General features: G+C 42.3%; 23 protein-coding genes. 14 read left to right on the top strand and 9 right to left on the bottom strand.

What is annotated here, in order from left to right; translation table 11 throughout:
• Positions 1-18 precede the first annotated feature (18 nt).
• Together CRO16_RS10950 and CRO16_RS10945 are read right to left on the bottom strand one after the other, a co-directional pair.
• Positions 19-1,242, bottom strand: a complete 1,224-nt coding sequence (locus CRO16_RS10950) for a hypothetical protein (protein WP_097056410.1) — start codon at positions 1,240-1,242, stop codon at positions 19-21.
• 277 nt (positions 1,243-1,519) lie between these two features.
• Positions 1,520-1,981, bottom strand: coding sequence for a hypothetical protein (locus CRO16_RS10945; protein WP_097056409.1), 462 nt, complete (start codon positions 1,979-1,981; stop codon positions 1,520-1,522).
• A 137-nt stretch (positions 1,982-2,118) separates the two neighbouring features.
• On the opposite strand from CRO16_RS10945, the gene CRO16_RS10940 reads away from it, so the two are divergent.
• Positions 2,119-3,588, top strand: a complete 1,470-nt coding sequence (locus CRO16_RS10940) for an SLC13 family permease (protein ID WP_097056408.1) — start codon at positions 2,119-2,121, stop codon at positions 3,586-3,588.
• Between the two features lie 81 nt (positions 3,589-3,669).
• Here CRO16_RS10940 and CRO16_RS10935 read toward each other — a convergent pair whose 3' ends face one another.
• Positions 3,670-4,983, bottom strand: a complete 1,314-nt coding sequence (locus CRO16_RS10935) for a rhodanese-like domain-containing protein (protein WP_097056407.1) — start codon at positions 4,981-4,983, stop codon at positions 3,670-3,672.
• Between the two features lie 144 nt (positions 4,984-5,127).
• Positions 5,128-5,556, bottom strand: a complete 429-nt coding sequence (locus CRO16_RS10930) for a hypothetical protein (RefSeq protein ID WP_097056406.1) — start codon at positions 5,554-5,556, stop codon at positions 5,128-5,130.
• 322 nt (positions 5,557-5,878) lie between these two features.
• Here CRO16_RS10930 and serA point away from each other — a divergent pair, with 322 nt between their 5' ends.
• A complete protein-coding gene (gene serA, locus CRO16_RS10925; protein ID WP_097056405.1) occupies positions 5,879-7,771 on the top strand; it encodes a phosphoglycerate dehydrogenase in 1,893 nt (630 codons plus the stop codon).
• Positions 7,772-8,113: 342 nt separating this feature from the next.
• On the top strand, positions 8,114-9,913 hold the full coding sequence (locus CRO16_RS10920; protein WP_097056404.1) for a hypothetical protein: 1,800 nt from the start codon (positions 8,114-8,116) through the stop codon (positions 9,911-9,913).
• 76 nt (positions 9,914-9,989) lie between these two features.
• On the opposite strand, the gene CRO16_RS10915 is transcribed toward CRO16_RS10920, so the two are convergent.
• Entirely contained in the window at positions 9,990-10,823 is an 834-nt protein-coding gene (locus CRO16_RS10915; protein ID WP_097056403.1) for a TlpA family protein disulfide reductase, read from the bottom strand.
• A gap of 134 nt (positions 10,824-10,957) precedes the next feature.
• Between CRO16_RS10915 and CRO16_RS10910 the strand changes: the two genes are divergently transcribed.
• From CRO16_RS10910 to CRO16_RS10865, 10 genes are all read left to right on the top strand, one after another.
• The gene (locus tag CRO16_RS10910) at positions 10,958-11,422 is read left to right on the top strand and encodes a methyltransferase family protein (RefSeq protein ID WP_097056402.1); all 465 of its coding nucleotides are present in this window, start codon (positions 10,958-10,960) and stop codon (positions 11,420-11,422) included.
• A 6-nt stretch (positions 11,423-11,428) separates the two neighbouring features.
• A complete protein-coding gene (locus CRO16_RS10905) occupies positions 11,429-12,481 on the top strand; it encodes an MBL fold metallo-hydrolase (protein ID WP_097056401.1) in 1,053 nt (350 codons plus the stop codon).
• Positions 12,474-13,094 carry a class I SAM-dependent methyltransferase gene (locus tag CRO16_RS10900; RefSeq protein ID WP_097056400.1) on the top strand — a complete coding sequence of 207 codons (621 nt, stop codon included), beginning with the start codon at positions 12,474-12,476 and terminating at the stop codon, positions 13,092-13,094. The genes CRO16_RS10905 and CRO16_RS10900 overlap by 8 nt, the downstream gene beginning before the upstream one ends.
• Positions 13,095-13,173: 79 nt before the next feature.
• Complete coding sequence (locus CRO16_RS10895) at positions 13,174-13,488, top strand: hypothetical protein (RefSeq protein ID WP_097056399.1); 315 nt, start codon at positions 13,174-13,176, stop codon at positions 13,486-13,488.
• Positions 13,489-13,490: 2 nt separating this feature from the next.
• Positions 13,491-13,979, top strand: a complete 489-nt coding sequence (locus CRO16_RS10890; protein ID WP_097056398.1) for a DUF2231 domain-containing protein — start codon at positions 13,491-13,493, stop codon at positions 13,977-13,979.
• 91 nt (positions 13,980-14,070) lie between these two features.
• Positions 14,071-14,457, top strand: a complete 387-nt coding sequence (locus tag CRO16_RS10885; protein WP_097056397.1) for a DUF3703 domain-containing protein — start codon at positions 14,071-14,073, stop codon at positions 14,455-14,457.
• 124 nt (positions 14,458-14,581) lie between these two features.
• Positions 14,582-15,067, top strand: a complete 486-nt coding sequence (locus tag CRO16_RS10880) for an acetyl-CoA carboxylase biotin carboxyl carrier protein subunit (protein ID WP_097056396.1) — start codon at positions 14,582-14,584, stop codon at positions 15,065-15,067.
• A gap of 49 nt (positions 15,068-15,116) precedes the next feature.
• Positions 15,117-16,559 carry an acetyl-CoA carboxylase biotin carboxylase subunit gene (gene accC / locus CRO16_RS10875; protein WP_097056395.1) on the top strand — a complete coding sequence of 481 codons (1,443 nt, stop codon included), beginning with the start codon at positions 15,117-15,119 and terminating at the stop codon, positions 16,557-16,559.
• A 19-nt stretch (positions 16,560-16,578) separates the two neighbouring features.
• A complete protein-coding gene (locus CRO16_RS10870) occupies positions 16,579-18,120 on the top strand; it encodes an acyl-CoA carboxylase subunit beta (RefSeq protein ID WP_097056394.1) in 1,542 nt (513 codons plus the stop codon).
• A gap of 158 nt (positions 18,121-18,278) precedes the next feature.
• Positions 18,279-19,187: an NAD(P)-dependent oxidoreductase gene (locus tag CRO16_RS10865; protein ID WP_097056393.1), complete on the top strand. Its 909-nt coding sequence runs from the start codon at positions 18,279-18,281 to the stop codon at positions 19,185-19,187.
• Between the two features lie 107 nt (positions 19,188-19,294).
• On the opposite strand, the gene CRO16_RS10860 is transcribed toward CRO16_RS10865, so the two are convergent.
• Together CRO16_RS10860 and CRO16_RS10855 are read right to left on the bottom strand one after the other, a co-directional pair.
• Positions 19,295-19,648 (bottom strand): hypothetical protein, encoded by a 354-nt coding sequence (locus CRO16_RS10860; RefSeq protein WP_097056392.1) that lies wholly within the window; start codon positions 19,646-19,648, stop codon positions 19,295-19,297.
• Between the two features lie 135 nt (positions 19,649-19,783).
• Positions 19,784-20,428 (bottom strand): trimeric intracellular cation channel family protein, encoded by a 645-nt coding sequence (locus CRO16_RS10855; RefSeq protein WP_097056391.1) that lies wholly within the window; start codon positions 20,426-20,428, stop codon positions 19,784-19,786.
• 143 nt (positions 20,429-20,571) lie between these two features.
• Between CRO16_RS10855 and trxB the strand changes: the two genes are divergently transcribed.
• Positions 20,572-21,543, top strand: coding sequence for a thioredoxin-disulfide reductase (gene trxB / locus CRO16_RS10850; RefSeq protein WP_097056390.1), 972 nt, complete (start codon positions 20,572-20,574; stop codon positions 21,541-21,543).
• 210 nt (positions 21,544-21,753) lie between these two features.
• Here the strand turns inward: trxB and CRO16_RS10845 are convergent, their stop codons facing one another.
• Positions 21,754-23,463, bottom strand: coding sequence for a PspC domain-containing protein (locus CRO16_RS10845; RefSeq protein ID WP_097056389.1), 1,710 nt, complete (start codon positions 23,461-23,463; stop codon positions 21,754-21,756).
• Positions 23,456-23,800, bottom strand: a complete 345-nt coding sequence (locus tag CRO16_RS10840; RefSeq protein ID WP_029037413.1) for a PadR family transcriptional regulator — start codon at positions 23,798-23,800, stop codon at positions 23,456-23,458. Before CRO16_RS10840 ends, CRO16_RS10845 begins: the two co-directional genes overlap by 8 nt.
• Positions 23,801-23,826: the final 26 nt, after the last annotated feature.

Genomic DNA, 23,826 nt, shown 5'->3' with positions numbered 1-23,826 from the left:
TTTTTCAGCAGCTATACATTAATATTTTACTAGATCGCTGAATTGCTGGTTAAGCTGCACAATGTTTAAGCTTTGATTAAAGTTCTCCTCTACTTTTACCAGGTTTTGCTTGAGAACATCTATTGTGTTCTGGATCTTTTGAGGATCCCCTATATTCTTGCTGTTATTGAGGGTTTTTTCAAGAGCTTTTTGATAGGAATCGTAGATCGAGATATACTCCTTCCCAAGAGATTCTATCTCATCTCTTATGAATTTTGCCTGGTTGAGCGTGTAATTAGGGTAGAGTAGGCGGTCGTCATTTAAGTGGCGGTTGTAATTTTTAGGATCGGAATTGATTATTTTGTCCACTTTTGCCTCCACCATACTCTTATTAAAGTACTTGTTGATAAGATCATTGTTGTTCTGGTTTTGAACATTGGGATCTGTATTGATGGTATTGGGATTAAGCGTATTGATCCTATCGGTAATATACTGGTTAAGGAGCAGGTTCAAAGCATTCTTCCTGATGTCCAGGTTTGCAAGGTTCTGATCAAATTCTGCCTGGGCTTTTGCCAGCCCTTCATAGTGAACAATATAAACTTTTAAAGAGTTCTTTAGGTCCTGCACTTCTGTTAGGGAAATATCTTTGCCGGTTATTGCAGTTCCTGCCACAAGGTCGATCACAGATCTTATAGACTCCACTACCGGGATCGCTGTTGTCACCGCTTCGGTAAGGGGAGAGGAAATAATGTCGTTGACAAATCCAATAAATTTGTCTGATCTTACTCCGTTGAGTTTTTTGTTGCCTCTTATGATCTTTTCCTTTAGCAAAGCTTCTACTTCTCCCGAAAGAGAAAAACCCAGGTCTTTATTATCCGGATTATTTAAGGATGCGATCTTGCTGTGAAAATCTGAAGTAGCGTCGAGTTGTTTTATGGCATTAAGACTCACATTTGCGGCAATAACGAAATCGGCGGTACGCACTATTTTGTTACGCCTTTGAGCCAGCTGCTGTTGCTGGGAAAATAATTCTTTATCGGTTAATTGTTTGATGACTTCGTTATTGGATTTCACCAGCTCATTGAAATTGTTGTATTCTTTTTCAAGATGATTGATCTTTCCTGCCAAACGGGTTATGGTATCCTGGGATTTGAGGACTTCATAGTAGCGGATGTATAGTTGATCAACAGAATCTTGTAAAGACTGGCTGTGGCTTTGCAGGGGCAGTGCCAACAGGAATAATAGGAAAAAACTTTTCTTCATAGATTTTTAAAATTGGGGGCCAAGATAAATAATTTTCTATACCATAAAACGAATGGTATCTTGATTTGGTGTATGGTAATTAATTGAATCCGGGGACATTGTAGTAATCCCCCGGGTTCCTGACTCAAATTATTTTCTCGGAAGCTAATTTTAAAGGGGCCATGTAAGAACCTTATCTTGAGGGTAAAAAAAAGTTTCCGGCAGAAGTTACTGCGGGAAACTTTTTTCTCTGATTGGATATTAAAAATATGCCCGGAAGAGCAATATTTCGTCCGGGTTACCTGACAGGTTGGTCCATCATTTGACGTAATTCGGAAGCAAATGCGCTATCTCTTTGCATCATGATCTGCACATGCTGCAACATGCGTTGACGCATTTGTGGAGTGGGACGCATAGTGGAATCGCGTTCGATTCCCATCATCATACCCTGCATCAGGGAATCCCGCATTTGTGGATTATTTCTCATCATGCGGTGCATCCGGTCGCCACCATACATTCTTTTGGTCATCCCGGGATTATTGCTGAAATTTTCCATGGCCATTTCATTTTCTCCCATGTCATTCATGAATTCTGAAAGCAGCTGCTCATCACTTAGGATTTGCTCGTAAATTTCTTCCCTGGCTTCAGGATTGGCGGATAAATCGGGTACTCTTTCTTCATCTTCATCACAGGAAGTGAAGATGGAAAATATGAGTAGTAAACTCATAAATCCTGCAAGTTGTAAAATTGATCTTTTCATAATTTAAAGTTTGGTTGATATTTGGATCATGTTCCGTCCATTTTCATAATTTAGAAGGACAAAACCTTGGTTGTTATGAAATTAATACAAAATTCCCGGGAAAAAGAGCTTCTTAAGGTATCCTTAACTAATTGCAGATGAAGTTAACTCTCAGGTCTTTAGTGCTAATTCTGGGCCCTCTCGTTTACCTGGTGCTCCAGATCCTCGAAGGTCCTTCCTCAATGTCTCCTGCTGCCTGGGATGTACTTTGCGTAACTATTTGGATGGCACTATGGTGGGTGACAGAGGCTGTTCCCATCCCGGTGACAGCCTTGTTGCCCATTTTGCTGTTCCCACTTACCGGGGCCCTTGATATTGCTTCGACCACCGCAGCCTATGGAGATAAATATGTATTTCTCTATTTGGGAGGTTTCTTACTGGCTATTGCAATTGAAAAATGGGACCTTCATCGTCGTATCGCGCTCAATATTATTAATCTCATTGGAACCAATATTAAATTTATCATTCTTGGTTTTATGGTGGCCACTGCTTTTCTTTCTATGTGGATTTCCAATACTGCTACCTCAGTAATGATGCTGCCTATTGGCGCTGCAATAATAAGCCAGTTAAAGGATAATCCTGAAACAGAAGAGAACGAAAATGCCCTTTTTGGTAAGGCATTGATGCTCGCGATAGCATACAGCGCTTCCATTGGAGGGATCGCTACATTAATAGGAACTCCTCCCAACCTGGTTTTTGCAGGGATAGTTCAAAAGTTATATGGCATTGAAATCACTTTCCTGCAATGGATAAAGCTGGGGCTTCCAATCTCTGTGTTGCTGCTGGCCATCTGCTGGAAATACCTCACCCGTTTTGCCTTTAATTTTAAGGGAATGACCCTTGCCGGCGGAAAAGCTGAAATCTTAAGACTAAAAAATGATCTGGGAAAGATCAGCCGGCAGGAAAAAACGGTTCTTATCGTTTTCATTCTAACAGCAGTCGCCTGGATTACCCGCTCATTTCTTCTTCAGCCGATCGTTCCTTTTATTGATGACACCATTATTGCGATAGGAGCGGGAATCGTCCTTTTCCTGCTGCCTTCTGGAAAAGAAGGTGGAAGGATCCTGATATGGGAAGACGCGGTGAAGGTACCCTGGGGAATTATTATTCTCTTTGGGGGCGGAATGGCTTTAGCAAAGGCTTTTGGAGAGACAGGGCTGGCAGTGTGGATAGGAGAGCAGTTAACCGATCTGGAAAATCTTCCCCTGATCCTGTTGGTCCTGGTTCTAGTTGCCGCTGTGAATTTCCTTACCGAAGTGACTTCCAATCTGGCTACAACTGCAATGCTTTTACCCATTTTGGCGCCTATGGCAATAGCCATGGAAATTCATCCTTATTTTTTGCTGGTGGCCGCAACCCTCGCTGCTTCCTGTGCTTTTATGTTACCTGTAGCCACCCCACCTAATGCCGTGGTTTTTGGCTCCGGTCATTTGCAGATAAAAGATATGGTTAGGGCAGGGGTATGGATGAACATATTTTCTATTCTAATCATCACCCTGATCATTTATTTCCTGCTTCCTGTTATCTGGAAAATAAAGGTCGACGAAATCCCGGCTGTATTTAATTAGATTGGGGAAGACTGAGAGATAGAAACCGGCTTTCTCCTGATTTGATTCTTTTCTGTTTTAATTCCCCGGGTAAATTTCTGGCTAGTGCTGAGGTTTTTCTGTTGATGTTTCTTTCTCCGGGACCCCGGTTTCAAAAGGGTTATTTGGATCATTACTCCATTCGAACCAGCCGCCGTCATAAACCGAAACTTTTGGCCAGCCCAATAACCAGGCATTGAACCAGGCTTCACTGCCTCGCCATCCTGTACCGCAGTAGAAAGCAAGATGTTTATCAGGAGTAATACCATTTTGCTTCCAGTTCTCAATGACTTCATGAAATTCCCTGGTGGTGTGATCTACATTCCTGTAGTTTTCCATATGGTATGCATCACTCCCACAGTCGGCAAAAATAGCTCCGGGTATTCGTCCTTTAGCTTCTATGTAATTGTAGCCGCTTACCTCACCAATATATTCGGGATAGCTACGCACACATACCAGTTCGGCATCCTGGGCGGCGATCATGGTTTTAGCTTCGGGCACATCTACAGCCAACTCAGGCTTTGCCGGAATTACAGCTCCAAAATTCCCGACCGGCTGTTTTGGAACATCTTCTGTACTTACTTCAAAACCTGCATCTTCCCAAGATTGAAAGCCGCCATTGAGTACCCGCACGTCTTTGACCCCGGCATACATCATGATAAAAGCATTCCTTATCGCACCTATGTCACCGGCAGCACTGCCCGGAAATTCGTCATCATTATCTGGAAACATAAATTTTCCATAGAGTACTACTGTGGTATCGGCAGTTATTCCATGTTCTTCCAGGGCTTTCTTTAGCTCTTCGGGACTACGGCGGTTCCAGGTTTCGGGAGATTCCAGCGCATTGGTGTCCATATCAATTGCCCCGGGAATATGTCCGCTCAAATAGGCATCGCGGTTGCGGTAATGGGCATGAACCAAAACGAATTTATCGTTGTCGTATTCCGCGGGTTTTCTTCCGGAAATAAGGTCCTGCACCCACTGCGCCGGAACCAGTTGCCGGTATCGGGAAAGCTGTTCCATGGGCAGCGTATCATCTTTCGTCCACTCCTCCAAAAAGTAGTTATAAACTTCTATTTTTGTATGATCTGCTTTTTCGAAACTTTCGGCCACCTTTTGAGCTTCTTCGGGCGTATAGCCGTAGATGATCAATTCCCGGGAAGGATCAATTTCCTTATGCCGCACGATCTCGATCCAATCCATATAACCTGCCCATTTGGCCGGCAGCGATTTCGCTCCTTTAATATGGCCGCCTCGCGGCTCATTATGGAGTCTCCACCCATTATAGGCGTCAACAGGACGCACATCTATAACCAATGCGCCTTTTTTTTGTTTATCTAAAAGTTCCTGAGCGGTTACCTCCCTGAATTTTGTCATCTTTTTTCTGAATTTCGGGTAAAAAAAGAACTTCCTAAGAAGCTCTTAATATTTCATTTTTCCGAAGATACTTAAATTCGATTTTTTCTGAAGGCTGCAGGGGCTTAAGAAATTCCTAAATCTTCCTGAAGCTGAAGATTTCGCCTACTGGTCCAGCTCTTTTTTATACGACCTTTTGTGTTCCACCCCATTTTCTATTTCTGTCCTGCCTACCTCAATCGTTATTTTTTGGTAATGATCCAGGTTACTGATACCGCTTTCAACAGCTTCACGAATTTCATCTGTCAATCGGTAGAAGCCAATTCCATTTTTAGGGAGGGAATCAGGAACAATTTTAATGTTCAGAGTGTGAAAATCTTTTTCACCGGTCTTTGTAGTTTTGGATGAGGTAATGTTGATCTCTTCCGCGGGAATAATGGCCGAAATCCTGTTTTTCAATGTTTCTTCTTCCACAGAAAATTCGGGCGCGATGGTCACCATATGTTCTTTGGTCTCCACTCTTGTAATTTTTTCCACGCATGAGGTCAGGGAAATGCTTAGCAACAGCAGTGGCAGTAATTGTATAGGTTTCATTAGTTTTATTTTATTAAAAAGTATGTATCCATAGATTACCTATGCCGGTATTACCTTAAAGAACAATAAAGATGAATCAATACCGGCTCCAGCAATCATTTTATACTGTCTTCAATTAGTGTTATCATGGAAAGATAAGTTACACCGTTTTTATTCTAAGCGGAATTTTTACAGAAAATACTTTTCTGCCGGGAAAGATTCAGAAAAATACAATATTAAGAAGGTTTAATTCGTGATGTGTCAAATATAAATTCTTGTATTGCTAAAGGTTCCCGGTCTTCCAGAAAAACCTTAGTTTTGGAATGATTTCAACAAATTCGGCATGAAGAACAACAGGCATTTTATAATTGATTTCGACAGTACATTCACCCAGGTGGAGGCTCTTGATATCCTGGGGGAAATTTCCCTGCAGGACCATCCTGAAAAAGAAAAACGTCTTAAAAAGCTTTCCGACCTGACCAACAGCGGGATGGCCGGTGACCTTTCCTTTAGAGAATCCCTGGAACAGCGGCTGGCGCTTCTAAATGCTGAAGAAAAACACCTGGAGCTTTTGGTCAACAGGCTTAGAAGCAAAGTTTCCACCAGCTTTATTCGTAACAGGGAGTTCTTCAATGAAAACCACGAGAATATTTACATTATTTCCAATGGTTTTAAGGAGTTCATAGTTCCCATTGTTTCAGAATTTGGTATTAAAGAAGAAAATGTTTTTGCCAATACCTTTCGTCCCGATTCACAGGGAAAACTGAATGCCTTTGATACAGATAATGTGCTTTCTTCCAACAATGGAAAGGTTGAAATGCTAAAAGGTCTGGATCTGCAGGGGGATGTGTACGTCATAGGAGATGGTTATACAGATTATGAAATCAAAGCTGCCGGTCTCGCCAATAAATTTTATGCTTTTACAGAAAATGTAGAACGCGACAACGTTCTGCAAAAAGCCGATCATATTACGCCAAGCCTTGATGAATTTTTATACCTGCACAAAATGAATAAAGCCATTTCTTATCCTAAGAACCGGATAAAGGTCCTCCTGTTGGAAAATGTACATGAAGATGCCGTGAAGATCATGAAAAATGAGGGCTATAATGTAACTGTTATTCCCGGGGCCCTTGATGAAGAGGAGCTGGCAGAAGAGATCAAAGAAATTTCGGTATTAGGGATCCGCTCAAAGACCCAGCTTACAAAAAAGGTTCTTGAAAATGCCAACCGTCTCATTGCAGTAGGTGCTTTTTGCATTGGTACCAACCAGATCGATCTTGATGAATGTCTAAAAAAGGGAATTGCCGTATTTAATGCGCCTTTCAGCAATACCCGTTCTGTGGTAGAATTGGCCATTGGGGAGATCATCTTTTTGATGCGCGGCCTCCCCGATAAAATTGGGGAGATGCATGCGGGTACCTGGAATAAATCGGCCACCGGGAGTAGGGAAGTCCGCGGAAAAAAGCTGGGTATTGTTGGCTACGGAAATATAGGCGCACAGCTTTCGGTGGTTGCTGAAGCCATAGGATTCGATGTGTACTACTATGATTTAATGGAAAAGCTGGCGTTGGGAAATGCTACCAAATGTAAAAGTCTGGAGGAACTTCTAAAAATAAGTGATATTGTGACTCTGCACGTAGACGGTCGCAAGGAAAATCACAATTTTATAGGAGAAAGAGAGTTGGACCTCATGAAGGAGGGTGCTATTTTCCTAAACCTTAGCCGCGGGCATGTAGTCGACCTGCAGGCGTTGAAAGGGCATCTGGAATCCGGAAAGATCCAGGGTGCAGGGATAGATGTTTTCCCTAAGGAACCCAAGACCAATGAGGAGGTTTTTGAATCTGAATTAAGAGGTCTCAAAAATGTCATTTTAACACCCCATATTGGCGGAAGCACCGAAGAAGCTCAGGTGAACATTGGGAATTTTGTGCCCGGTAAGATCATTGAGTACATTAACACCGGAAGCACCACCAACAGCGTTAACTTCCCTAATCTGCAGTTGCCTATTCTGGAAAATGCCCACAGGTTGATCCATATTCACCATAATAAACCGGGGATCATCGCTCATATCAACAACGTGCTTTCAGAACATGATTGCAACATCGTCGGGCAATATCTAAAAACCAATGAAACTATAGGTTACGTGATCACCGATATCAACAAAGCCTATAACGAAGAGGTTATCGAGGAGATGAAAGGTATTGAAGGGACCATTAGGTTTAGAGTACTTTATTAAAGGATTAAGGTTTAAGGAGTAGCGTTTGTTTAATCGCCGGTTGCGAGTTGCGGGGTTGCCTGTTGCCGGTTTCGGGTTGCGGGTTGCGAGTTGCTATTTGGGAAAATGTTGCAAGTTCCAGGTTGCAGGTTTTTTTTCTGCTGCGGTTTCATATTTTTTCGAAGATTAAAATTTTTGCCCACCGACCACTGATCACTGATCACTGACCACTAACCACTGATCACTTCAAAATATCTCACATCTCATATCTCATATCTAACATCTAGTAAACCTGATCCAGATCATATTCTGCTAACGGCAGGTTCTTCATCTTTGAGGTTTTGCCTTTGAAAACCAATAGCTATGACATATGATCTAACACCCCACCGGTTTCACATCCCGGTGATGGGGATTGCCTTTACGATTGATACGCCAATAAAGGTTGCGTCCTATGGGATCACCTCGGCCCTGTCTATCATAGAGGACAATCTCGTCGAAATGATGAGAAAATATTATTACCAGCAAAATGAGGAGCCTTATATTCCGATTGAAAAGCACGAGGAGAATTACCGCGTGCGCCGGATCACCGATTATCTCAACCTGGTAAACCGAAACGTGCAGACAAAATTCGAAAAGCTGAAGGAATCCGCTTTTGAAAAAGGTTCTGAAATCGTGAAATATTTTGAGATGTTACCAGAAGAAAGTGGTCTCAAGGAAAAATACCATCAATTCCTGGAAGCACATGGCGAAGCCAAAGCCGAACTTGAAAATTTTCTCCGTACACACATTCGCCCCGGCGGGATTGAGGTGAACATCATGACCAAGGTCGACAAGAATAATTACGACAAAGGAGGAGAGATCCTGCCTGATGGTTCTGATGCCCTGGGTGCTTTAAAAGCCTATGCCGAGAGTGACCTTGAAAATTCTGCCTTGATCTTTTCTGCAGGAATGAATCCCAGGTTGTTCAATTACCTTGAGAATTTTAAAGAGTTTGATGCTTCCGCCCCGGGAGTTTTTAAAAAGAAAGTGATCATCAAAGTAAGCGATTATCGTTCGGCTTTGATCCAGGGAAAATATCTGGCAAAAAAGGGAATCTGGGTAAGTGAATTCCGGATAGAATCTGGTCTCAACTGCGGCGGGCATGCCTTTGCTACCCAGGGTTTTCTATTGGGTCCCATCCTGGAAGAATTCAAAAATAAAAAAGATGAGCTGGCAAATGAGCTTTTCAGTTTGTATAACCCGGCCATACAAGCGAGGGGAGAGGCAGGATTTGAAAAACCACACCCCATCAATGTGACCGTGCAGGGAGGGATTGGTACTGCTGCAGAGCAAAAACTCCTTTACGGGTATTATGGTGTGAACGGCACAGGTTGGGGAACACCGTTCCTCTTATGTCCCGAGGCTACCACGGTAGATGAAAACACTCTTGATCTTTTGGTAAAAAGTAAGGAAAATGATGTGGTATTAAGTAAAGCTTCGCCGTTGGGGGTAAGATTTAATTACCTTAAAGGTACAACCGCAGAAATAGAGAGACAGCAAAGAATAGACAAAGGAAAACCCGGAAGCCCGTGTACTGAAAAATACCTGGTCTCCAATACCGAATTTACCAAAGAACCTATCTGTACAGCCTCCAGAAAATACCAGAAGCTTAAACTGGAACAATTGGCAGCCGCCGATCTGCCTAAGGAGGAATATGACCTGCAGGTGGATGACCTGCTGAGCAAGGAATGCCTGTGCATTGGCCTTAGTAATTCTGCCGGATTGAACTACAAGGTGCCGGTCGTGGAAAAACTGGACGCAGTGACCATCTGCCCCGGACCCAACATCGTTAATTTTAAAAAGGTGGCAAGCCTGCAGGAAATGACAGATCATATTTACGGACGCAAAGCATTGCCCGGAGAATCAAATCGTCCTCACATGTTCCTTAAGGAGCTGCAGCTTTATGTGGACTATTTGAAAGAAGAAATTAAAAACACTTTTCAACCGGTTCCCAGAGATATTAAAGGCTGGAAAGGCTTTTGTTCCAACTTACTGGAGGGAATTTCTCATTATCGGCAACTGCTGGAGCAGGAGCTGGTAGAGAAAAAAGAAGCTTTTGCACAAGGTTTGCAGCAAATGGAATCCGCAATTACAGAGATTCAGAAGCGATTTGAATTGAAGTAGAACAAAAATATAGCCCTCAAAAAACCATTTTTGAGGGCTATATTTTTTTAAACCTTAAACCTTGAACCTTGAACCATTACATGGGTGGCGGTGGAGGAACCTCATCTTCCTGAAGATCGGGAATTGAGGTACTTTCCAAAAATGAGATCATCTCAGGAGCGGTGTTCACCACTTTCTTCATGACCCCGTTCTCATCTACGATGATATGTGTCGGAAAAACCGACAGGCCTAATTTTTCTTTAATGAATTGCCCTGTATCAGGTACAATACGGTATTGAAAGTCCATTGTGGTGACAAATTTTTCCAGGTCTTGTTGAGGATCTGTTGAAAGGCTAAGGAAAACCACATCTTCACGATCCCGGTATTTTTCTACCAGTTGATTAAGTTGCGGCATTTCCTCGATACAAGGTTTACAGGCAATGAACCAGGTCTTCACCACTACAGTTTTTCCTTTTAGTTTATCTTTTGAATAAGTTTTTCCTTCCAGGTCTGTAAATTCAAAGTCGGGAAATTCCTTTCCTTCCATCATAAAATGACGGTATTCGGGGTAAGTATCTGCTGTTATGGTGACACCAATATTCTCGTCTGACTCTTCATCAAGCTTGAAAAGCCGGTAAGTATCTTCCGAAGTATTGGATTTTATTTCCATCGCAATAAAATCACCGGTGAGCAGAGCCTCTAAAAATACCTTTTTGGCAATGGTATCTCCGGTCTGGTCCAGCGGCAAAAATTCTGAAGCTAAATGGATATTTGATTTATGATACCGGTACCATTTTGCCTGATCTTTTTTAATTGATGAAAAAATAAGATCGGTTTCGGTCATCTTTTTTTTCTCTTCCTCACAGGAAACCAGAAAGAGAAACAAAAGTGTGGTGGAATAAAAAAACAGTCGGGAACAATTTTTTTTCATGCGAAAAGCAATTTTTGAAGATGGGCATAAAGATAAGGGATTTTGTAGAAGAGAAGGTGTTGAATGCCGCTGCTACTATTTGCCCGGGCATTCTCCTTATCTTTACGTAGCTGTTTAATCTTTAAAGCTTTTTTATGGCGATTCCTAAAAAGGATAAAATTTTTGTGGGGCTTCAGTTGTTGCTTTTCATAGCCTATTTATTGGAAGTCGAAATGTTGATGTTCAGGATCTCTGAAAATATGCACAAACTTGCCCTTTTTTGTGGAGGAATAGGTCTTGTTCTCGTGCTGGTTGCCCTGCTACAACTTAAAACCAGCCTTTCCCCGTTTCCCAGTCCTAAAAAAGGAACAAAATTGATAACCGGAGGAGTTTTTGTCTTTGCACGCCATCCCATCTATGCCGGAATTCTTTTTATGGCCTTCGGAATCTCTGTCTGGTTGGGTTCAGGTTATAAACTGATCATTAGTGTTTTACTGTACCTGTTGTTTTTCCTGAAAAGCAGGTACGAAGAGCAGCTCCTCCAGGAGACTTTTCCCGAATATGTGGAGTACAAAAAACATACAGGCAGATTTTTCCCTAAATTTAATTGGAGAATTTAAAGGTGTATGGTAAAAAGATTCGGTAAGAATCCCGAAGGGAAAAGGCTTCAGAGGATAAAAAGTTCCCCCAATTACAGGGATGGCAGTTTCAGGAATGTGGAGCACACATCTGTAAATCCTAAAGATGTATCGATGTTCAGGATCCTCAAAAAGATGATCACCCGGCCATCAACAGTTTCTCCTTCCGCAGAGCTTCCTAACGTCAAAACCAATTTAAAAGAACTTACCGCAGGCTTTCCAACACTGGTGTGGTTTGGCCATTCATCTTATTTTTTGAAGGTAAACGACTTCAGAATTCTTGTAGATCCTGTATTTAGCGGCAATGCTTCTCCTTTTCGCTTCTTCGGGAAAGCTTTTTCCGGCGCAGATCATTACGATGCAGAAGAAATTCCCCAGCTGGACCTGCTCGTTTTAACTCATGATCATTACGATCATCTTGATTATCCCAGCATCAGTAAGCTGCATGAGAAAACTAAAAGAATTGTTACCTCCCTGGGAGTGGGTGCCCATCTGGAGACCTGGGGTGTCAAAAATGATAAAATTACCGAGCTTGATTGGTGGGAAACTCAGGAGATAGGATCCGGGATAAAGATTACTGCTACACCCTCCCGCCATTTTTCCGGCAGGACCTTTAAAAGAGCGCAGACATTATGGTCATCTTTTGTGCTGGAGATATTCGGATTACGGATATTTCTAGGGGGCGATTCAGGTTACGATGGCAGTTTTAAGAACATAGGTGAAAAATTCGGTCCCTTTGATCTAGCGCTACTGGAATGCGGGCAATACGGAAAATACTGGCCGCAGATCCATATGTTTCCTGAACAAACGGTAAAGGCAGGGCAGGACCTCCAGGCGAAAAAAGTGGTGCCGGTACATTGGGGAAAATTCGTTTTATCTCATCACCCCTGGAATGAGCCCATACAAAGATTTACTGCTGCTGCGGAAGAATCTGGCCTTGCCTATTATGCCCCTAAAATTGGAGAAGCGGTAAATATTACTAATCAAAATAATCAGGAGCCCTGGTGGCTTTTTGAACATAAAACTGAAGCAAATGAATAACAATAAAAAACACTGGGAAAAGGTATATACCGAAAAACAACCCATAGAAGTGAGCTGGTATGAGCCAATGCCCGAGGTTTCTCTTAACCTCATTAAAGGATTCCAACTGGAGAAGGATGCGGCGATCATCGATATTGGCGGGGGAGACAGTTTTTTGGCAGAGTTCCTTGTTTCACAAGGATACACAGATATTACAGTGGTAGACATTTCTTCAAAAGCAATTGAGCGTGCAAAGGAAAGAATGTGTGAAAAGGCAGATAGTATTACCTGGGTCGTTGCTGATGCTTCAGAATTTAAACCCGAAAAACAATACGACCTTTGGCACGATCGCGCCACCTTTCATTTTTTTACCGATGCCGGGAAAAAGGAGAATTATCTACAAACCCTTAAAAAAGCCGTGAAACCTGGAGGTTATGTGATCCTGGCAACCTTTTCAGAAAAAGGGCCAACTAAGTGCAGTGGCCTTGAGATCACTCAGTATTCCATAGGAGATATGCAAAAGCTTTTTATCGAGGATTTTAATGTGCTGAGTGGAACGAATGTGGATCATACCACACCTTCAGGAGGGACCCAAAATTTTACTTTTTGCAGCTTTCAGAAGAAACAGGATTAGAAAATTAAGGAGAACGAGCACGCGGAGATAAAATAAGTTCCTTAAATTAGAGGTACCAATAAATTCAAACCAAGAAATTATGAAAACTAAAATTTTCACCACTGTTTTTTCTGCTTTTTTACTATTGTTCATCTCCTGCGGAGAGGGAACCGATGTAGTTGAATCGGGCACATACCAGGGCACTATAAAGGAAGTGGAGCCATCCAAAACTGAGATCTATGTTGAAACAGACGATAACCAGACTTTAGAACTCTATTTTTCTGACAATACCGAGCTTACCAGGGATGGTAGTACTGTAGATTTCTCCACTTTGGAAGAGGGGATGAGAGTTGAAGTAGATGTTGAGAAAGAAGGAAAAAGACTAAACCCACTTGCCGTGCGGGTACTTGAATAATTATGGAAGAAATACCAGATTTTTGGCGGACAGAGGTTTTTCATCCTCTGTCTGTTCATTTTCCCATCGCCCTGCTGGTGGTGGCTTTCCTGTTTAAAATAGTCGCTCTTAAATATTCCCGGGAGGTTTGGGAGCGTGGAGGCTCGGTATTGCTTATTGCCGGAGTTGCTACGGTGTGGATAGCCATATTTACCGGAGATCTTGCCGATGGTATTGTTTCAAGAAAGATATGTGATCCTACTGTATTAAAAGAGCATGAGAATCTTGCCTGGACCACTGCCTGGCTGTTTTCTGCAGCATTGGGGGTGGATCTTTTAAGGCAGCTCAAATATCCTATTTTTAGAAACCTGCTTTTTAGATTGCTCATGATCCTGCTGCTCGCGATAGGCACCGGAACCCTTTCTTATACTGGGCATCTTGGAGCTACCCTGGTATATCAACAAGCCGCCGGTGTTTATACTCCTTCGGGAAACTGCGCAGAGTTTGAGTGATCATGAACTTTTGCCATTTTAAAAAGTACTCTCTGTTTACATTCTGAAGAATTTCTTTTCTAAATTGTGCTGTTATTTTTAGCAGGATGATATGAGCTTTAATACTAGAATTCCGAAACGTCTTAAATACTATTTTTTGAGGGAGCTGGTGCTTTATCGTAATTTTTATAATGCCGGTGATCTGCAACAGGCATTTCATCATTTAGAGCGTGCTCATATCATAGGCCAGTCTTATCCTCTCGAGCATTCCTATGCACATTGGCTAATGCTGAAGTTTGGTTTTGCCATAAAAGATACTAAGGAGATCCTGGGTCAACTGCCCCGACTGTTGGTGGGCGGGGTTAAATCATTTGTAGGGAAAATTCCTTTGGGTAACACCGGGGGAGCTAATGTGCCCCCCTTACGGTCCATGCCTCTTCCAAAGGATATTGAAAAATTATTTTCTCCGGAAAGCCAACTTCCAAAAAAGACATTTTAGGATATCTTTCTTTTGTGAGATTTTTTTACCTGAAGCCTGTAATCTGTTTCAGGTATTAAAATATTGACAATTTCTAAGGAAAATATTTTTTTATATTTACCAAAAGCGCAGAAAAATCGCATTTATGGAAGAGAAATATAAAGTAAAGGTGAATGGAGAACTGGAGTTTGAATTTACAAAAGATCAAATTTCGGCGCCAGATGTTTCTAAAAGTTCCTCTTCGGCATTCCATATATTACACAATAGCCGCTCCTTTAAAGCAGAACTTCAGGAATCCGATTTTCTTTCGAAAACCTATACCGTAAAGATCAATTCAAAGTCTTACCAGGTAAAGATCTCAAATGAACTTGACTTGTTGATAGATGAAATGGGTCTAAGTCTTGCTGCCGCACAGGTAGTGAATGACATTAAAGCGCCCATGCCGGGACTTATCCTTGATGTCCTGGTTGAGGAAGGGCAGGAAGTCAAGGAAGGAGATTATTTATTGGTGCTGGAAGCCATGAAGATGGAAAATACCCTTACCGCGCCGAGGGACGGCGTAGTAAAATTTGTAAGCGTCCAAAAAGGGGAAACAGTAGATAAGAGTCAGTTGCTAATTGAGATGGATTAAATCTGAAAATTAGATCCTAAATAAGCAATTCCAGTTTTAAAAATTCAGAATGAAAAAGATATTAGTTGCAAACCGGGGAGAGATCGCGTTACGTGTAATGAAAACAGCCCAAAAAATGGGAATAAGAACAGTTGCAGTATACTCCACGGTAGACCGTAACGCGCCGCATGTAAAATTTGCAGATGAAGCTGTTTGCATTGGAGAAGCGCCTTCTAATCAATCTTATTTATTGGGAGACAAGATCATTGAGGTAGCAAAAGACCTTGAGGTCGATGGGATACATCCCGGCTACGGCTTTTTAAGTGAAAATGCCGATTTCGCCGAAAAAGTAGAACAGAATAACATCATATGGATAGGTCCCGGTTCAAAAGCCATAAAGGTTATGGGGAGCAAACTTGCTGCCAAGGATGCAGTAAGGGAATATGACATTCCTATGGTCCCCGGAATAGATGAAGCCATTACAGATCCCGAAAAAGCCAAAAAGATTGCAGCCGAAATAGGATTTCCCATTCTAATAAAAGCTTCCGCGGGAGGAGGCGGAAAAGGAATGAGGATCGTAGAACGGGAAAAGGACCTGGAGGATCAAATGAAACGTGCCATTAGTGAAGCAGAATCTGCTTTTGGGGATGGTTCGGTTTTTATTGAAAAGTATATTGGAAGCCCGCGGCACATTGAGATACAGGTTTTAGCCGATACCCATGGCAATTACCTGCACCTGTTCGAGCGCGAATGCAGCATACAACGGCGACATCAAAAGGTGGTGGAGGAAGCTCCTTCGGTAATTCTTGATGAGGAGTTGAGAAAAAAAATGGGTGAGGCTGCGGTAAAAGTAGCTAAGGCCTGTGATTATGTAGGCGCAGGGACAGTGGAATTCCTCCTGGATGAACAGCGAAATTTCTACTTTTTGGAGATGAATACCCGCTTGCAGGTGGAGCATCCCGTCACTGAGCTCATTACCGGGATAGATCTCGTAGAACAACAGATAAAAGTTGCCAGGGGAGAAACTCTAGAGTTTACTCAGGAAGACCTAAAGATCAGCGGCCATGCGGTGGAACTTAGAGTATATGCCGAAGATCCTCTTGAAGATTTTATGCCCAGTGTAGGGCTGCTGCAAACATATCGGGGACCTTCAGGGGAAGGAGTACGCCTTGATGATGGTTTTGAAGAAGGGATGGAAGTTCCCATCTATTATGATCCTATGCTGGCCAAGCTCATTACCTACGGAAAAACCCGGGAAGAGGCGATACAGCGTATGCTGAAGGCAATTAATAATTATGAAGTGGAAGGGGTGAGTACGACGCTTCCCTTCGGGAAATTTGTTTTTGAACATGAAGCCTTCAGGAGCGGAAATTTCGATACTCATTTCGTCAAAAAATATTATTCGGCAGATAAGCTGCGTAATCAGTTTGAAGAAGAGGCAGAGCTGGCTTCAATTATTGCACTTCGGGAATATCTTAAGGACCGGCAGCAACTAAAATTACCCAACAAATAACTTCGGAAGCAGAAAAGCTATGAGTGAGAATACCGAAAAGTTAAATAAAAAGATCGCTGAAGCCTTAAAAGGCGGAGGTGAGAAAAGAATTGCAAAGCAACACGAACAAAGAAAACTTACTGCCAGGGAGCGGGTGGATTACCTGCTTGATGAAGGTTCTTTTGAAGAGATCGGCATCCTTGTAACCCATCGCACTACCGACTTTGGTATGGAAAAGCAGCAGTATTACGGGGATGGCGTGGTCACGGGATACGGGACCATCAACGGCCGACTTGTCTATGTATTTGCCCAGGATTTTACCGTTTTTGGAGGTTCCCTTTCTGAAACCCATGCCGAAAAGATCTGCAAGGTTATGGACCATGCCATGAAAGTGGGAGCCCCAATAATTGGTTTAAACGATTCAGGCGGAGCAAGGATACAGGAAGGGGTGAGGTCATTGGGTGGTTATGCTGATATATTTTATCGCAATGTACAGGCTTCGGGAGTGATCCCGCAGATCTCTGCAATCATGGGCCCCTGTGCGGGGGGAGCTGTTTATTCTCCCGCTATGACAGACTTTACACTTATGGTGCAGGATACCAGCTATATGTTTGTAACCGGGCCGAACGTGGTGAAGACTGTAACGAATGAAGAAGTAACTTCCGAAGAGCTTGGAGGTGCAAGTACACATTCTACAAAAAGCGGGGTCACGCACATTACTTCTGCAAACGATATCAGCTGTCTTGAAGACATTAAGAAGTTGTTGAGCTACCTGCCACAGAACAATAAAAATACTCCCGAAAAATTCGATTTTGAACTGGGAGATGAGCTTCGCGAAGAGCTGGAGAATATAGTACCAGACAGCTCCAGTAAACCTTATGATATGCACGGGGTGATCAAAGGGATCATCGATGAAAACAGCTTTTTTGAGATCCATAAGAATTACGCCGATAATATTATCGTCGGCTTTGCAAGACTAGGGGGCAGGAGTATTGGAATAGTAGCCAATCAACCCATGAGTCTGGCAGGCGTTCTGGATGTGGATTCCTCCCGAAAAGCCGCCAGATTTACCCGTTTTTGCGACTGCTTCAATATTCCGCTACTGGTGCTGGTGGATGTTCCGGGTTTCCTTCCGGGAACCGATCAGGAGTGGAACGGGATCATTCTACATGGTGCAAAATTATTATATGCACTGAGTGAAGCTACCGTGCCAAGGGTGACGGTGATCACCAGAAAAGCCTATGGGGGTGCCTATGATGTGATGAACTCCAAACATATTGGTGCCGACCTCAATTTTGCCTGGCCAACAGCCGAAATTGCGGTGATGGGAGCAAAAGGTGCCAGCGAGATCATTTTTAGAAAGGAAATTAAGGAAGCAGAAAACCCTGAGCTGAAGCTTTCAGAAAAAGAGCAGGAGTATGCGGAAAAATTTGCGAACCCATTTAAAGCTGCAGAACGAGGATTCATAGATGAGGTAATCAAACCACGTGATACCCGAAGAAAATTATTAAAGGCATTTAGTATGCTGGAGAATAAAGAGGTATTGAGGATCGATAGGAAACACGGCAATATTCCGCTCTAAAGGTTCAAAGTTTCAGGTTCCAGGTTTCAGGTTCTAAAATCAAAGTTCAACGTGTGACGGTCAATTCAACCCCAACCAGCAACCTGTAACCTGCAACAAAAATCTAAAGTCTCACATCTCACATCTCACATCTCACATCTCATATCTAACATCTATTTATGAAATTCCAAAAGATCGTTTGTGTTGATCATACTAAGCTAGAGCCGTGGGCGCTGGAAGAGCTTCAGGGATATAGTGAAGAGAAAATTGAGGTTTTTGAAGACTATCCGGGGAGCAGAAAAGAGATCATTGCAAGGATAAAAAATGCAGATGCAGTAATTGTTTCGTGGAGGACAAAATTGGATAAGGAGATTTTATCAAAATGTTCCAATCTCAAATATATCGGGATGGCCTGTAGTCTGTATGATAATGAATCTGCTAACGTTGCAGTGGATTTTGCCCGTAGCAGAGGTATATTGGTAAAAGGAATCAAAGATTACGGCGATCCCGGGGTGGCGGAATTCATTATTTCAGAATTGATACGGCTGTTTCACGGCCTTGGAGATTACCAATGGAAGGAAATGCCGGTAGAATTAACCGACAAGAAAATCGGGATTATTGGCCTGGGTACTACCGGCCAGTTGCTGGCGCAATGTCTTCTTCCTTTTGGAGCTGATCTGTATTACTTTAGCCGAAGCAGGAAAAAAGAATGGGAGAAAAAGGGAGTGACTTACCTGGAGTTGGAAGAATTACTCAGCTCGGTGGATGTGGTCTCTCTTCATCTCCCAAAAAACACAAAAATATTAGGAGCTAAGGAATTTGACATTTTTGGGACGGGGAAGATCCTTATCAACACCTCCCTGGGGTTGCCATTTCAAGAAGCAGAATTTGTGGATTGGATAAAGAAAGGAGGGAATTTTGCCATTTTTGACGGGGATGGGAAAAAGGAACTTTCGGAAGGGACAGAAGAATTACGCGGAATGATCACTGCCACAAAAAGTGCGGGCTGGGCAGCAGAAACACAGAAGCGCCTTTCAGAAAAGGTTTTACAGAATTTAAAGGATAGTTCAGAAGAGATTTTTCATTGATGCGGCAGGTAGTCGTCAGGAAACTTGTAAAAAAATAACCCGGCCTGGTAGCACGGGTTATTTTAGTTTTTGAAGAATTGGGTAGTTGTAAAGAAACCCGGAAATTTTTATTTGGAAAGACAGGCCACAGAAGTTCTACCTTCAATAGTTAATTCATAGATGATACCTTCTCTCCATTTATTTCCGTCGAGCTGGTGATCGAAAAGTTTTTCCTGAAGCAGTTGGCTCATTTCACCATTTGGTGCTGCTACAGTAACATATTGAATGGTCTTATCTTCAGAAATGGAGAAAAATACGGTTACGCTATTTCCTTCCATTAGAGGCTTATCAGAATCTCTAAGTAACATTTCTATCTCGGCAGAAAGCCCTTGAAGGTCATATATTCTTGCGGATCTTTCAGCAAAAATAACAGTGCTAATAGTAAAAATCAGCGTTACCAATAAAATTTTTAATCGTCCCATGACACAAATCTTTAATAGTTAATAATCAATTTTCCTGGGGGATTTTGACTTCTTACTTTAAAGACTGTCTGAAAACGAGTTCGTTACAGTGAGGGATAAAAAATTCTGTAAATCTTTTCCTGTTAAGGTAAAAGCTTAAAGATCTAAATTAGGATTTCTCTCTTCTGAAAGATAAAAGGAGGGAAGAGAGATCTTGAATTTTACAGCCATCAACCTTATGATTATTACCGTTAGGGAGGTAATTATATAGATGACATCCTGGTTGAAATATAATTCATGAAGGAGGATGAAAGCCAGGCCACCCATTATAGATGCTGTAGCGTAGATCTCTTTTCTAAAGATGACAGGGATCTCATTACATAGGATATCTCTTATCACCCCACCAAATGTTCCGGTCATTGCACCAAGGGTAATGCAAATGATCGGGTTGAGGTCGTTTTGTATCCCCAGTTCTACTCCGGTAATTGTAAAGATCCCAAGGCCGATGGAGTCAAAGAGAAAAAGAGACTTTTTTAGTCGGTCGAGCTGCGTTCTAAAAATGATGGTAATAATGGTGACAACTCCAATTAAATAAATGTAAACAGTATTCTCCATCCAGGTCACCGGGGTGTTATCAATAAGAATATCCCTAATAGTACCTCCTCCAATTGCTGTCACAAAGGCGATGATAAAAATTCCAAAAAGATCAAGCCGCCGGTTCATTGCGGCCAGGGCTCCTGAAATCGCAAAAGCACTGGTACCCAAAAGATCCAAAATGTTGAAAAATGAAAGTTCAACCATGCGACAAAGGTAAAGGAATAGCAGGAGTAAAGAAACATCTTCAAAATGCGGAAGCTTTATACCTGAATAACAAATCTGTATGTTTTAACCGAAAAATTTTCTATGAAAGTTAGTACTTTTGTTTTGAGAAAAATTCTACAGTAATGAGTGAAACTAAAGAAAGAATTAAATGCCTTATCATAGGCTCCGGTCCGGCTGGTTATACTGCGGCCATATATGCTGCCCGCGCAGATCTTCATCCTGTAATGTACACGGGGATGGAACCGGGTGGCCAACTTACCACAACTACCGAAGTTGATAATTTCCCTGGCTATCCAGAGGGAATAGATGGCCCTGCATTGATGATAGACCTACAAAAGCAAGCTGAGAGGTTTGGGACCCAGGTAAGGATAGGTATGGTGACCGAAGTGAGGTTAAGCAATGAAATGGGTGGAATACACCAGATATGCGTAGATAATTCAACCTGGATAGAAGCCGAATCTGTAATAATTTCTACAGGAGCAACGGCAAAATACCTTGGGCTTCCCAGTGAACAGAGATTGAGAGGAGGCGGAGTTTCAGCTTGTGCTGTATGTGATGGATTTTTCTACAAAGGCCAGGATGTAGCCATCGTTGGAGGTGGTGATACCGCAGCCGAAGAAGCTACCTATCTGGCAAACATTTGTAATAAGGTGACTATGTTGGTTAGAAAGGATGAATTAAAGGCATCTAAGGCTATGCAGCATAGGGTATTCAATACTAAGAATATTGACCTTAGATTCAATACTGAAGTTGATGAGGTATTGGGAGATCAGGTGGTTGAAGGGTTGAGAATGCTCAATAATCAAACCGGAGAAAAAGAAGAGATCAAGATCACAGGTCTTTTCATTGCAATTGGGCATAAGCCAAATACCGAAATTTTCAAAGGTCAGCTGGATATGGACAGCACCGGGTATTTGATCACTCAGGGAAAAACAACAAAAACCAATTATCCGGGGGTATTTGCCTCAGGCGATGTGCAGGATAAAGAATACAGGCAGGCGATCACTGCTGCCGGTACGGGTTGTATGGCGGCTCTTGATGCCGAAAGATATCTTGCGGCTGTTGAAAGTAGTGAAGAAGTTACCACAGAGTAATGAATCATAGAGTATAGTAATAAAAAAGGCTGCCGGTTATGGCAGCCTTTTTAGTTTCCAAAAATCTTTATCTGTTACAATTTATCTGAACAGTGACTTCAGAGACCTGTTCTAATTTCACATCGTTAGATACCATGTCTCTTTTTACCTCAGCACTCATCAAAATTGAAAGTACTGCTCCTACTATTACTTCGATGAGCACACTCATAATTATGGAATTGTGTCAACTGCAGTTGTGTCCCGTAGGTTTGTATTTGGTACTTCTGAAGCATTTTCTTCTGCAGCTTCAGTATCCCAATCGGTTTCCATGTCTTCACTTTCCTCTGAGTCTCCCCAGGGATCTTCTTCTTCTTCTTCTTCTGCAGGACAGTCGAGACACTCGGTGCCTTCCCTGGTGATCCTTAGGTGTCTCTCCTCATAACCATTATGCAGAATATCATCGTAATAATCTGAATTCCTGTGGAAGGAATAAGTATTGTCTGCAGCATAGATCACTGCTCCAATTGGCAGAAACAAGGTTACCTGTACCCGTTGGTCCCTGTACTTGTTTTCAGGATCTGTGGTTAAGATACCGCCCAGTTCAAGTCTTCCGTTAGAGAAAGAGGTCGAATAGTTGATGTTTTCGGCTCTGGCACGTGCTTCTTCATAATTTTTTCCTTCAGCGTATTTGATGATCTCCATTCTTCCTACAGAATCTGTAGTAGATTTAACGATCAACTGCACATCCTGTGACCAGATGACCTTTTGGTCATTTTGATCATAGGAAATATTGAAGTCTCCGGAACGGTAGGGAGTAGAATTCAACTGCGGATCTCCCATCATACTGATATACAGTGTGTCGTTTGAAGTGACCGGAAGAGTTTCAGAAATCCTTACTTCACCGTCAAAAGCTCTTTCCGTAGCCTCCTGTATTCCGAAGAAAACAAGTCCGAGTATAGAGATGATCCACAACGCCAGTAACACCAGTTTTGCAGTTTTTCCTATAGACCTTAGATTCTTCACGAGGATCTTTAACCCCAGGATGAACAGGAAGAAAAATGGAATTCCTACTGCAAAGAAAGCGAGTGCAGAAATGATCCAGATGCTATCGGCTCCCGGACCTGTGATCTCAATAAAATCTGTCCAGGGCGCTTCAATAATCCCAAATGTTCCTATGGAGAATAGACCTATAAACAATCCTATTAGCGTAGCCCCGGCTATTAACAATAGGAAGACACCAATTAGTTTTACGAACAGGTTGAGCAGAAATTTTACCACATCTCCCACTGCGGTGGCTGCGGAACTGGCACCTGCTTTGGCTTTATATCCGTATTTTTCGTAATTGATATCCTTTACCTTTCCCGAAACTTCATCAAAACCTTCACGTATCTTTTTCTCAATATTGCTAATGGTCACCTCCTCGCCATGCATGGCGAGTTTATCTGCGGTGGTTTTAGCTTCGGGAACAAAGATCCAGAGAGCGATGTAAATAAGGATAAAAGCACCTGTTGAGAAAATAGTAAGCAGGATCCATAGCAACCTTATCCATAAGGCATCTATCCCTGTATAATGAGCGAGTCCTGACGAAACTCCTCCTACGTAGCTGTTCTCTGTATCCCGAAAAAGCTTTTTACCTCTTCTTTTAGTGTAGACAGGTTCATCTTCAAATATTTCCTCATCGAGCACATAATCTTCCGGCTGTCCCATAACAGCGATCACCTCATCTACCTCGCGAACTCCTATTACCTGTCTCTCTGTCTTGATCTTTTCAGAAAAAAGTTCAGCAATACGAGCCTCAATATCATGAATGATCTCTTCCTGCCCGTGAGTATTGGTTAGGGACCGTCTTATAGCCTCAAGATAATGTTGCAGCCTGGCATAAGCATCTTCATCTATATGAAAGAAAACGCCGGCGAGATTTATATTGACTGTTTTATTCATGGTTTTTAGGTTTTTGGGTGGTTACGATTGTTACTGCGGTTTGCAGTTCATCCCAGGTGTGGGTGAGCTCTTTTAAAAATATCTTTCCGGTTTCGGTTAGGCCATAATATTTTCGCGGGGGACCACTTGTGGATTCTTCCCAGCGGTAGTTTAGCAGCCCCGCATTTTTCAGTCGGGTGAGCAGTGGGTAAATTGTACCTTCCACCACCAGCAGTTTGGCACTTTTCAGAGTATCGAGAATTTCGGCTACGTAGGCATCATTGTCTTTAAGTACAGATAAGATGCAGTATTCCAAAACACCTTTACGCATTTGAGCCTTAGTGTTTTCAATCTTCATAGTGTTTGGTTTTGATTGTTAAGGAA

Origin of the sequence: Salinimicrobium sediminis (assembly GCF_900215295.1) — a bacterium.
Classification (GTDB): domain Bacteria; phylum Bacteroidota; class Bacteroidia; order Flavobacteriales; family Flavobacteriaceae; genus Salinimicrobium; species Salinimicrobium sediminis.
This window is presented reverse-complemented; position numbering and strand designations above follow the sequence as displayed.